The following is a 12,361-nucleotide window of genomic DNA, read 5'->3' as shown; positions in this document are numbered from 1 at the left end:
GTTAGTGGTTTTTTGAGGTGTTTTTTTAATATAACATGATATTTGTCATATTTTTGTAGTAAAACAAGGGGTTTTTCACGCTTTTGTTTAGAACGAATCTAAATAACATTGAAATGAAAACAGAAAAAGTACTGTCAAAAAGTGTCGCTAAAGGAACTTTTGATGAAACGTTTTTAGAAGAAGGGTTTTTTATCTTAACACATAAAAATGATAATGATGATGTTGAAATTCTTGAACGTGAGATTGATAGCTCATATATTCAATTTCATTTTTGTACCAAAGGTTCAGCAGATTTTGTCTTTAATGAAGGAAGATATACCTTAAATATAAAAGAGGAAACCTCACTTTTATTGTATAATCCACAACGCGATTTACCAATTCACTTACAATTACAACCACATTCTTGGCTAGCTTCTTTGGTAATTTCAATTAAAAAATTTCATGGTTTGTTTTCTGAAGATGCAGATTATGTTACTTTTTTATCTGATGATAATAGAGATAAGAAATATTACAAGGATGGAAAAATATCACCATCAATGGCTGTGGTACTCAATCAGTTAATAAGCTTTAATCTCAATAGCTCTATTAAGCAACTTTATTACAAAGGAAAAGCTTATGAACTTTTGAGTTTGTTTTTTAATAGAAGTGAAGATGCAAACATTGAGCAATGTCCATTTTTGGTGGATGAGGTTAATGTGGCCAAATTGAAAAGGGCAAAGGATATCATCATTGCTAATATGGCAGAGCCACCAAGTTTGCAAGAGTTGGCAGATACTATTGAGCTAAGCCTTAAAAAACTTAAAGAAGGTTTTAAACAAATTTATGGTGATACGGTTTACAGCTTCTTATTTGATTATAAGATGGAAGTGGCACGCAAACTTTTGGAATCTGGTGAAAACAATGTTAACGAAGTAGGCCTAAAAGTAGGCTACAGCACCTCTAGCCATTTTATTGCTGCGTTTAAAAAGAAGTTTGGTACAACGCCTAAGAAGTATATTCAGGCGACGAGTTAAAACCTCTAATAATCATAATACCCATTATAACCACCTCGAGCGCTAGGCGTCACACGTTTACGATCTTTGTAAATAGCTAGATTTATAATTTCGGTAATCTGTTCTTCTAACTCTTTAGTTTTATCTACTTCAGTACCGTAGTTGCTAGATTTGTTGTAGAAATCTACTACTAATTCTTTAGGATTCTTTGGTTTTATAAAAGAAATATAATGAAGGTTTTCAGACTTGCCAGAGTATTCATCTTCCTTATCAATTTTGAAGAAATACATAACGGCATTTTTACCTTTATCAGTTACAAAATCTCTTTTAAATAAGAAATTTATAGAGTCTGTTTCCTTTTCATAACGTGCATTAGATAGTAACTTAGACTTAGCAAATTGTTGTTGGTCTATGTCTAATGAATTCATTTTGCTAAGAAGTTTAGCATCGTCTAATTCCTCTAATAACAAATATTGATTCTCTTCGTCATCAAGGATTTTTTCTTTTAGTTTCGCAGGAATAGCTTCTTTGTGTTTAGCGAGTAGAACATAGTAATCTACAAGAGCAGATTTATCATCAACATTAAGTAATTTCTCGAAGAAATCTTTTGCATTACGATCATTTCTATAAGGAAAAATCAACTTTACATAGGTTGCTAAATCATTGGAATATGAATTATAACCATAACTAGAGTTGTTACCAAGATTACGCTTCACTTCAGTCTTACCGTCGTTTATAATCTGATTTTTGTATTTAGAATACGTTTTAAGCTTTACATAGCCACTGTCTTTTACCTTAGCTAATAAATTATACAAAGGTTGTTTGTATTCTTGAATGGTGCTGTATTGCAGTATTTTTGGAAATAAAGACGCTTTAAGTTCTAAAGAATCTCTACCGTAATAATTATAGAAAATACTTCCAACTCCATTTAGTGGTAAATCGCGATCCATTAATTCTAAAGCCAAATCATAAGAATCTTTATTGTTAGATTCTAACAAACCTTCCAAAATAGCAGTTTGTGTTTGAGGGTCAGAATAGCTATCGTAATAGAGTTGTTTTATAAATTTTAGATTGTCTTTTAAATCAATTTCAATCAACTCTTCAACTAAATGCGATTTGATGTCTAAACGCTCTTTTTCGAATTCAAAGTCCTTAAGCACCGCAACAATGTCTTTGCTATTATGCTTCTTAAACTTAATGAGATTGTAAGATTCTAAAACAATACTATCGTTAGCTCTCAAAGCTTCAAAAAATTGTTTGGTTTTATCTTGAAGAACGTCCTTGCCCATCAAAGTGTCTATTGGTGTAAAGGATTCGTAAAACTCAGTCACAAATGAAGATGGGCCGCTTATAGAATCAATAAGGGTTTTAAGCTCAAAAAGTACACCTTCTTTAAGAATATTTTTCACCAAAACTTGCTTAGCACTCAAGGAATCTGTGTAACTAAAACTATAGGAATAAACCTTGTCTTTTCTAGATTTAAGACGATTTGAAATTTTGAATTTCTTGTCTGGTGAATAGTAACGTGTGGTGTAGTTCACCTTTTTGTCTACATCGCTCCATAAGCTATCAACATTATGATACATCTGCAAATCATGAAACTTGGTTCTAGAAATAGAAATTTGCTCATTCGCATTAGTAGAATATGATGTTTGCTTGGTTTTTTCTTGATAGTCTTTATCATTTTTACCATTGTTATAACCACCATTATAAGGATTAGGTATAGGTGATTTTCCATTAGTTCTAACAGAAAAATGTAATGAGGTATCTATAACCTTTTCAAAATCTTTATAATCAGTTTTATTGAATTTAAACGACTTAAAAAAGGCATCTTTTTCACCGGTATCTGTACCAACATAGCCCAATAAATAATAGCTACCATCCTTAACAATAGTTTTGAGATGTAAGTTTTTATTTGAAGTAGAATCTAAAACAGCTTGCGATTCATAAGTTTTATAACCACCTGCTTTGAAGCCACCTTTAGCTTCACTAAGCTTGTGATTTTTGTACAAGGCATGATGAAAATATTTAGCCTCAAAACTATCTTCCTCTATATACGCTAAATCTTGAAGTGCCGCTTCTTCTATAAAATAATAGGCATCGTTTTTATAACCTTCTAATATTTTTTTACCACTATTTTCCATATTAGCTGTGATGTAATATTCAGGAAAATCTACTTGAAACTTCTTATGAGGAGATACAAATAATTGGTTAGAATTTGAAGGCGTTTTTAGCGTTATAGAATTGAATATTTTGTCTTCATGTTGTAAAACAAAATCGCTTCGACCAGCAAATTTTATAATGATGATCTCTAAAGGAGTCTGATAAATATGATACTTCTGAAACTCACCTTTCTTGGTTTTGTTTACAATACTGATGCCTGGGTAAGGGTCTGTTAGTTGCTCTTTTTTAATAATATCACCAGGAATATCTTCATAAAGAAAATTGTCAATATCTTCCAAAGTCATATTATCCTTTTCATTTGGCAAATACACAAAACGACTAATTCTATTTAAGGTGAGATAAGCACCATTGGTCATATCTGGATCTAAATAATATTTCTGTCCCCCGTATGAAAATTCGCGTAACTCATCATAGGTTTTCATTTTTAGAAATCCATCAGGAGTGGCATTTAGCTTAAGCTCAGGAGCTACAAAAAGACTGTCTAGTTTTGTCTTTTCTGTTTTACTGAAATCTGTTTGCTCAGACGTTAAAGCTTTTACTTTATAACCTCTTTCACGAAGCATATTAATCATGCCCTTTTCACCTGGTAAATGTGCTGCACCTACACCTGCAAAAACAGATTTTTTCGGCATCAACTTTTGAAGTGAATTAACCATGTTTTCATTTCTAATGTAAAGCATATTTTCTCTATAGAATTCCGTATTTACACCTGCACCAATAGAATCTAATAAATCTAGATTTCTATCTCTGTAAAGGTTCTCTTGAATGAGATAAGGGTTTTCTTTAGAAAATAATTTTTGAATCCAAGGATCTAAATCTTTTTTATCTGAATTATAAGCCGCCTTGGTTGTTAGATATCTAGACTCGGCTAAATCTTCAAGCGCATAAATTTCTTTATTGTTCTTTTTTCCAGCTTGGAAAATAAACATATCAAGATAGGTTTCTTCTTCAAAATTATCAGAGGCGTTGTTTTTACGATATAGATAAGCATTTACAGCATTATTATCCATTCTTACAGAACCTCTAACAGCCATTTCTTCAGGATGCGTTAGCTTAAAAAGATTAGTGTAAAATTCTGTTCTATAGTTGTTGTAGTAAGCCATTTCGCTAACCATCATATCATAGTTAAAACCTGGCCATGTGGTTGGGTCAGATTCTAAAGCAATACAATCACTTTCTTCTAATGCTTTATAAAAAACATCATCTAAGCGAAAGGCAACTTTTTTGCTAACGTGCATGGTACCATAGAGGTAAGACGGTTTTTCAAGACCATTACCAGAAATCTCCCAAAGTAAACTTTGATATTTCTGTTGGGCAATACAGGTTATTGAAAATAAGAATATAAGGGCAGAAATAAATTTTTTCATTTGTAAAACAGAATCATAGCATGTAAAGATATTTAAATCCTTGAAATAGCCGTATTCATTATATAAAACTCGATAAAAAACAAATAGTTTAGATGTTTATCCAAAACATTAAACTAACAAAGTACAGATATATTTTATTATATAGCAATAAAGAAAACCAATACTAACAAATATTTAGTATTACGATTAGTGTTGTATTTTTGTACTGCAATTAAAAACTATGAAAAAAGGCATACTACTAGTTAATTTAGGGTCTCCAGATAGTCCAAAACCAAAGGATGTAAAAAAATATCTTGGGGAATTTTTAATGGATGAACGTGTTATCGATGTTCCATTATGGGCAAGAACACTTTTGGTAAAAGGGATAATTCTTAATACAAGACCAAAAGCGTCGGCCAAAGCCTATCAAAAAATTTGGTGGGAAGAAGGTTCGCCTTTAATTGTAATCTCTGAACGCTTACAAGAAAAAGTGCAGGAAAAAGTAGAATATCCAGTTGCTTTAGCCATGCGCTACGGAAGTATGTCAATTAAAAAAGGCTTACAAGAACTAGTTGACAAAGGTTGTACTGAGATAAAAACGGTGCCGTTGTATCCTCAGTTTGCAATGGCAACGACTGAGACTATAGATGTTTTGGTTGATGAGTTGGTGGCTAAGCATTTTCCGCAAGTAAAGATAACTAGAACACCAGCATTTTATAATCGTAAAGATTATGTTGAGGTACTTTCTCAAAGTATAAAGGAAAAGTTAGAAGGCTTATACTACGACCATATTTTGTTTAGTTATCATGGTGTACCAGAACGACACATTCGAAAAAGCGACATTTCTAATGGAAATTGTAAAATGAATGGTAAATGTTGTTTTAAAATGGGCAGTCCTCAGCACGAGTTCTGTTATCGTCATCAATGTGAAATTACCACCGTTAATGTTGCAAAAACACTTGGTCTTAAAAACGGCACATATTCAACTACATTTCAATCTAGATTAGGATTCGATCCATGGTTAAAGCCTTACACAGATAGAACCATAGAGCGAATGGGGAAAGAAGGTATAAAGAAAATGGCTATAGTTACGCCTGCTTTTGTAAGTGATTGTTTAGAAACTTTAGAAGAAATTGCGATGGAAGGAGAAGAAATTTTCCATGAGGTCGGAGGAAAAGAATTCACAGTAATTCCATGTTTAAATGATCGTGAAGATTTTGCTCAAGTTTTGGTGAATATGATAGAAGAGTGGGCAACGACAGAAAAGACATTGTAATTTAATGGCAAACGTAACATCACAAGATTTAGGAAAACAGCCGATTACAAAATTACTTGTAAAGCAAGCTGTACCTGCATCTATCGGTATCTTAGTGATGTCGTTAAATATTTTAGTAGATACCATTTTTGTTGGTAACTGGATAGGTCCAATTGCAATCGCTGCTATTAATGTAGTACTTCCTGTATCGTTTTTTATAGCAGCACTTGGTATGTCTATTGGTGTTGGTGGTTCATCCATTATATCAAGGGCACTTGGTTCAAATGATGTTTTAAAAGCCTTAAAGACATTCGGAAATCAAATCACATTGACTGTTTTAATTACAGTTGTTTTTGTTGTGTTTGGACTTTTGTATGTCAATGATATTATTCCGGCATTTGGTGGTAAAGGAGATATTTTCGATCCTGCAAAAATTTACTATAAAATAGTATTATATGGAGTGCCTGTTTTAGCACTGTGCATGATGGGAAACACTGTAATTAGGGCAGAAGGTAAACCTAAATTTGCCATGTATGCCATGATGATTCCTTCTGTTGGTAATCTTATTTTAGATTTCTTCTTTATCAATATTTTTGATTGGGGAATGGCTGGTGCTGCTTGGGCAACAACAGGATCCTACATTTTGTGCTTTTTCTTCATTCTGTGGTTTTTTCTTTCGAAAAATTCAGAATTAAAAATAAACCTTACCCATTTTGGATTAGATCTACCTGTTGTAAAAGAAATAGCATCTTTAGGTTTTGTAACACTTTCTAGACAAGCAATTGTAAGCGTTACCTACTTATTGATGAACAATATTTTATATGATCTTGGTGGTGAAACTTCCGTAACAGCGTATGCTATTGTAGGGCGTATGTTAATGTTTGCATTATTTCCCGTGTTTGGAATTACTCAAGGATTTTTACCGATTGCAGGATTTAATTATGGCGCAAAACATTATGATAGAGTTAGGCAAACTATAAATAAAGCTATAAAATATGCAGCTTTATTGGCCACGGTTGTATTTATATTTTTAATGGCTTTCCCAGAAACCATTACAAAAATGTTTACTCAAGATGCTGAAGTGCTTAAAGAAACACCATCTGCTATGCGTTGGGTATTTGCAGCAACTCCTATAATTGCGATTCAACTTATTGGAGCAGCATATTTCCAAGCCATAGGAAAAGCTATTCCGGCTTTATTATTAACCTTAACCAGACAGGGTTTTTTCTTTATTCCGCTAATATTGATTTTGCCAAACTATTTTGGCGAACTGGGAGTGTGGATTTCTTTTCCAATAGCAGATGTTCTGTCTACAATAGTGACAGCCTTTTTTCTTTACAGGGAAGTAAGGTTAAATTTAATATCTGAAGTCAATCAATAATTTTAAATCCGTAATTTTAAGCTCATAACCAACATCTTGTAATTATGCGATTTTTAAAAATTATTGCAGTCTTACTGCTTTGCGTTTTCAATTCGAGTCTTAATTCTCAAAATTTTGATGAATCTGATTATTCTGCTTTAGAATATAGACTTATAGGTCCATTTAGAGGTGGTAGAAGTGCTGCGGTAACAGGTGTTTCCAATAAGCCAAATCTATTTTATTTTGGTGCAACTGGTGGTGGAATATGGAAAACAACTAATGGAGGCCGCGAATGGGAAAATATCTCAGATGGATTTTTTGGTGGAAGTATAGGCTCTATAACGGTTTCTAAAAGTGACCCAAATGTTATCTATGTTGGTGGAGGTGAAAAAACTGTAAGAGGTAATGTGTCTTCTGGATATGGAGTTTGGAAAAGTGTTGATGCTGGTAAAACATGGAAGTCAGCTGGTTTAGAAAAATCGAGACATATACCACGTATAGCTGTTCATCCAACAGATCATAACATTGTATATGCAGGTGTTTTAGGAAATATTTATAAGCCAACTGAAGAGCGTGGTATTTACAAAAGTATTGATGGTGGTAAAACATGGAAAAAAACATTATTCTCAAATGAGAATGCTGGTGTTGTAGATTTGATTATAGATCCAACTAACCCAAGAATTTTATATGCATCAACTTGGCGTGTACAACGAACGCCTTACAGCTTAAGTTCAGGTGGTGAAGGTTCAGCATTATGGAAAAGTACTGATAGCGGTGAAAGTTGGACAGAAATATCAAATAATGAAGGATTCCCTAAAGGCATTTTAGGAATTATAGGAGTGACCGTTTCACCTATAAATAACCAACGTGTATGGGCAATTGTAGAAAATAAGGATGAAGGTGGATTGTACCAAAGTAATGACGGAGGTGAAACCTGGAAACAAGTTAATAGTGAACGTAAATTAAGACAACGTGCTTGGTATTATACCAGAGTTTATGCAGATACAAAAGATGTCAATACTGTATATGTGCTTAATGTGAGATATCATAAAAGTACTGATGGAGGAAAGAATTTCAGTACATACAATGCTCCTCATGGAGATCATCACGATTTGTGGATAGCTCCAGAAGATCCAGAGCGAATGATTATTGGTGATGATGGTGGTGCTCAAATTACTTATGATGGTGGCGAAACTTGGAGTACATATTACAATCAACCAACATCACAATTTTATAGGGTTACTACAGACAATGCATTTCCTTATAGAATCTATGCTGCGCAACAAGATAATACAACAATTAGAATTCCACATAGAACTGATGGATACTCTATTGCTGAAGATGACTGGGAAAGTACAGCAGGTGGCGAAAGTGCTCATATTGCAGTAGATCCCGAAAATGATGATATTGTGTATGGAGGTAGTTATGATGGCTTTTTAACACGAGTTAATCATAAAACAGGAACTGTAAGAGCGATTAATGTTTGGCCAGATAATCCAATGGGTTATGGTGCAGAAGGTATGAAATATCGTTTTCAGTGGAACTTCCCAATTGTTTTTTCTAGACATAATCCAAAAAGGCTATACACATTCTCTCAACATGTTCATGTTACCGAAAATGAAGGTCAGTCTTGGGATATTATTAGTCCAGATTTAACTAGAAATGATTCAGAGAAACTAAAATCTTCTGGTGGGCCAATAACACAAGATAATACTTCAGTAGAATATTACTGTACCATTTTTGCCGCAAATGAATCACCATTAAAGGAAGGTTTGCTTTGGGTTGGTAGTGACGACGGTTTGATACATATAACTAAGGATGGTGGTAAAACTTGGGATAATGTTACTCCTAAAGGTATGCCAGAATGGATGATGATTAACAGTGTTGAGCCTAGTGCTTTTGACGAAGGCACTTGCTACATTGCTGGAACAAAATACAAAACCGGAGATTTTTCGCCTTACTTATACAAAACAACTGATTACGGAAAAACGTGGAAAAAAATAACTAATGGTATTGATGAAGAGCATTTTACAAGAGTATTAAGAGAAGATCCTAAGCAAAAAGGGCTATTGTATGCAGGAACCGAAACAGGTATGTATATTTCTTTTGATGATGGTAAAAACTGGAAACCATTCCAACTAAACCTACCAATAGTACCAATTACGGATTTAACCATAAAGGATAATAATTTGATAGTTGCAACCCAAGGGCGAAGCCTATGGATTATAGACGATTTATCACTTATCCATCAGTTGTACAATACTGATTTGAGTCAAGATGTTTTGTTTAAGCCGAAAGGTACGTATAGAATGCGTGGTGGAAGCAGAAAAGGAAGCAAAACGGCAGGTACAAACCATCCAAATGGAGTTATCACTTATTTTAATTTAAAAAATTACAATGAAGAAGATGAGGTTTCGCTAACCTACTTCAATTCCCAAGGAGATACCATAAAAACGTTTTCAACAAAGGATAAGGAAAATAAACTCAAGGTAAAGAAAGGATCTAACCAGTTTGTTTGGGACATGACTTATGACGGAGCTGAGCTATTACCAGGTATGATATTATGGTGGGCAAGTTTAGAAGGTCCAGCAGCAATACCAGGTAACTATAAGGTCAGCCTAAAAGTAAATGACAAAGAACAATCACAGAATTTTGCAATTTTAGCCGATCCAAGAGCAGAAAGCACTGTTGAAGAAATGAAAAAACAGTTCAATTTTATCTCTGACGTGAATGAGACCATTGATAAGGCGCATAAATCGATTAAGAAGATTAGAAATATTTCAAAGCAATTAAAGAGTTTTCAAAAGCAATATGAAGATGATGAAAAGGTGAAAGATTTGCTTGAAAAAGCAAAATCCCTTGAAGAAAAACTGTCTGATATTGAGAAAGAACTTTATCAAACCCAAAATAAAAGCGGACAAGATCCTCTAAACTTCCCAATTAAGTTAACCAATAAATTAGGTCATTTGAACGCCTTAGTCGGTATGGGAGATTTTGCTCCAACTGAGCAAGACATAGCTGTTAAGAATGAATTGACTCAAAAAATTGAAAAACAGCTAACAGCTTTTAATAAGTTGCTCGATGAAGAAGTAGCAGCTTTCAACAACGCTTTTAATAGTAAGAACTTAAATTATTTATTCATAGACGAGTAATGGAATACTACAACTACATAAAATCTTTACACCTTATTTTTGTTATCACTTGGTTTGCTGGCTTATTCTACATTCCACGATTATTTGTGTATCAAATCGAAGCATTTCACAAACCTTCTCCCGAAAAAGAAATTTTGGGTAAACAATTAAAGCTCATGGCAAAACGCTTATGGTTTATCATTACATGGCCTTCAGCAATTTTAGCAACCCTTTTTGCTATTTGGCTAATGGTTTTAATGCCAAGTTGGTTTCAGCAAGGTTGGATGCACGTAAAACTAACGTTTGTAGTATTACTTTTTATCTACCATTTTAAAACACACATATATTACAAGCAACTACAAAAAGATGAAGTAAAAGTCACTTCAAATTTTATGCGAATTTGGAATGAAGGTGCAACATTTATTTTGTTTGCAGTAGTCTTTTTAGTGATTTTAAAAAGTACTATCAATTGGATTTTTGGGGTTGTAGGTATTATTGTGCTAGGAATCTTAATAATGCTTGGTTTCAAGCTTTATAAAAATATCCGTTCTAAAAATCCAGATGCTTAATTGGCTTGATTATTGCTATATTTAGCGCAATATAATGCTTCATGAAATTAAAAAAACTGTCTTTACGAGCTAGGATATTCACAGCCATGATACTTTTAGTGTTATTGGCTTCGGTTTTAATAGCTGCAGTTACGATTTATCAGTATAATGAAGAAGCTAAAGATTATCACGAAGAGCGTTTAGAACGTAAGGAAAGAGGTATAAGACGAAGTATAAATTTCGCTATTAGAGAAACTACCTATCCTGTCAATACGGAAAATATTCCATTAATTTTTAAAGACGAAATACACGATATTGCAGCAGTGCATAACCTGCAAATTAATTTGTATGATTTAGATGGTCAATTACTAAAGACCTCAAAAGGGGTTATTCAAAAAGATACACTTTTAAATTGTTTAGACGTTGAAATCCTCAACAGTTTAGCAAATACAGTAGATCATCGTTATGTGCAAAAAAACGAAGTTAATGGTCAAACTTTTCAGTCTTCGTATTCTTATATCACCGACACAAAATTCAAGAATTTAGCCATACTCAACTTACCTTATTTAGAAAATGATGATTTTTTAAATAGAGAATTGAAAGAATTTTTAATTAGACTTGGTTTGGCTTATTTGGTGATGATTTTGGTTGCCATAGCCTTTGCTTTTTTAATTTCAAAATACATTACAAGATCACTAAAAACCATTAGTGATAAGATGAATGAAATTCGACTTGAAAAAAGAAATACAAAAATTGAAATAGGATCGTCTAGTGAAGAGATAGAAACACTCGTTAATTCGTACAACAGTATGATTGATGAACTTGAAGAAAGTGCAGTTAAACTAGCAACTAGCGAGAGAGAACAAGCATGGAGAGAGATGGCCAAACAAGTGGCGCATGAGATAAAAAATCCGCTCACGCCAATGCGGTTGAGTGTACAGAGCTTTCAAAGAAAATTCGATCCGAATGACGAAAATATCCACCAAAAAGTCAATGAATATAGTAATACTCTTATTCAGCAAATAGATACTATGAGTTCTATTGCTTCTGCATTTTCAAATTTTGCAAAAATGCCCGCACAACAACGTGAAGTTTTAGAAGTTGTTGAGGTTGTAAAATTAGCATTAGATATCTTTAATGAAGATTATATCTATTACCTACCAGAAGAAAAAGAAATCATTGCTAAGGTAGATAAAACGCAATTGATTCGTGTTGTTACCAATTTAGTAAAGAATGGTATTCAGGCGATTCCAAACGATTCTGAAGAACCAAGAATTGAAGTACGCGTTTTCTCTGAAAAGGATGTTGTGAGAATTACCATTTCAGATAATGGTATTGGCATAGCAGAAGAAACCAAAACCAAGATTTTCGAACCAAAATTTACAACAAAGTCAAGTGGCATGGGACTTGGGCTTGCTATGGTGAAAAATATTGTGGAAACCTATAACGGAAGTATTACCTTTACATCTCAACTTGGTAAGGGTACCACATTTACCGTAACCCTTCCGAAGGAATAATTACCATTCTGAACTTGTTTCAGAATCT

At 33.3% G+C, this 12,361-nt stretch carries 7 protein-coding genes; 6 read left to right on the top strand and 1 reads right to left on the bottom strand.

Features of this window, described 5'->3' with window-relative positions; all coding sequences use genetic code 11:
• Positions 1-113 precede the first annotated feature (113 nt).
• Complete coding sequence (locus QGM60_RS12725) at positions 114-1,013, top strand: AraC family transcriptional regulator (protein WP_281140635.1); 900 nt, start codon at positions 114-116, stop codon at positions 1,011-1,013.
• 5 nt (positions 1,014-1,018) lie between these two features.
• Here the strand turns inward: QGM60_RS12725 and QGM60_RS12720 are convergent, their stop codons facing one another.
• Positions 1,019-4,543 (bottom strand): TraB/GumN family protein, encoded by a 3,525-nt coding sequence (locus QGM60_RS12720; RefSeq protein ID WP_281140634.1) that lies wholly within the window; start codon positions 4,541-4,543, stop codon positions 1,019-1,021.
• 220 nt (positions 4,544-4,763) lie between these two features.
• On the opposite strand from QGM60_RS12720, the gene hemH reads away from it, so the two are divergent.
• The 5 genes from hemH to QGM60_RS12695 are packed head-to-tail and all read left to right on the top strand — an operon-like array spanning position 4,764 to position 12,333.
• Positions 4,764-5,798, top strand: coding sequence for a ferrochelatase (hemH, locus tag QGM60_RS12715; protein ID WP_281140633.1), 1,035 nt, complete (start codon positions 4,764-4,766; stop codon positions 5,796-5,798).
• A gap of 4 nt (positions 5,799-5,802) precedes the next feature.
• Positions 5,803-7,158, top strand: coding sequence for an MATE family efflux transporter (locus QGM60_RS12710; RefSeq protein WP_281140632.1), 1,356 nt, complete (start codon positions 5,803-5,805; stop codon positions 7,156-7,158).
• A gap of 44 nt (positions 7,159-7,202) precedes the next feature.
• Positions 7,203-10,289 carry a glycosyl hydrolase gene (locus QGM60_RS12705; RefSeq protein ID WP_281140631.1) on the top strand — a complete coding sequence of 1,029 codons (3,087 nt, stop codon included), beginning with the start codon at positions 7,203-7,205 and terminating at the stop codon, positions 10,287-10,289.
• Positions 10,289-10,837, top strand: coding sequence for a CopD family protein (locus QGM60_RS12700; RefSeq protein ID WP_281140630.1), 549 nt, complete (start codon positions 10,289-10,291; stop codon positions 10,835-10,837). The genes QGM60_RS12705 and QGM60_RS12700 overlap by 1 nt, the downstream gene beginning before the upstream one ends.
• 41 nt (positions 10,838-10,878) lie before the next feature.
• A complete protein-coding gene (locus tag QGM60_RS12695; protein WP_281140629.1) occupies positions 10,879-12,333 on the top strand; it encodes a HAMP domain-containing sensor histidine kinase in 1,455 nt (484 codons plus the stop codon).
• The last annotated feature ends 28 nt before the right edge of the window (positions 12,334-12,361 follow it).

The sequence above is a fragment of the Winogradskyella sp. SYSU M77433 genome (genome assembly GCF_029911945.1).
Taxonomy (GTDB): Bacteria; Bacteroidota; Bacteroidia; order Flavobacteriales; family Flavobacteriaceae; genus Winogradskyella.
Note: the sequence above shows the minus strand (reverse complement) of the source record. Positions and strands in the feature narration are given on the sequence as shown.

What these genes read in the sequence shown, in the direction of transcription:
- QGM60_RS12725 (WP_281140635.1), top strand. Translation starts at nt 114, where the DNA reads ATGAAAACAGAAAAAGTACTGTCAAAAAGTGTCGCTAAAGGAACTTTT.
- QGM60_RS12720 (WP_281140634.1), bottom strand. Translation starts at nt 4,543, where the DNA reads ATGAAAAAATTTATTTCTGCCCTTATATTCTTATTTTCAATAACCTGT.
- hemH (WP_281140633.1), top strand. Translation starts at nt 4,764, where the DNA reads ATGAAAAAAGGCATACTACTAGTTAATTTAGGGTCTCCAGATAGTCCA.
- QGM60_RS12710 (WP_281140632.1), top strand. Translation starts at nt 5,803, where the DNA reads ATGGCAAACGTAACATCACAAGATTTAGGAAAACAGCCGATTACAAAA.
- QGM60_RS12705 (WP_281140631.1), top strand. Translation starts at nt 7,203, where the DNA reads ATGCGATTTTTAAAAATTATTGCAGTCTTACTGCTTTGCGTTTTCAAT.
- QGM60_RS12700 (WP_281140630.1), top strand. Translation starts at nt 10,289, where the DNA reads ATGGAATACTACAACTACATAAAATCTTTACACCTTATTTTTGTTATC.
- QGM60_RS12695 (WP_281140629.1), top strand. Translation starts at nt 10,879, where the DNA reads ATGAAATTAAAAAAACTGTCTTTACGAGCTAGGATATTCACAGCCATG.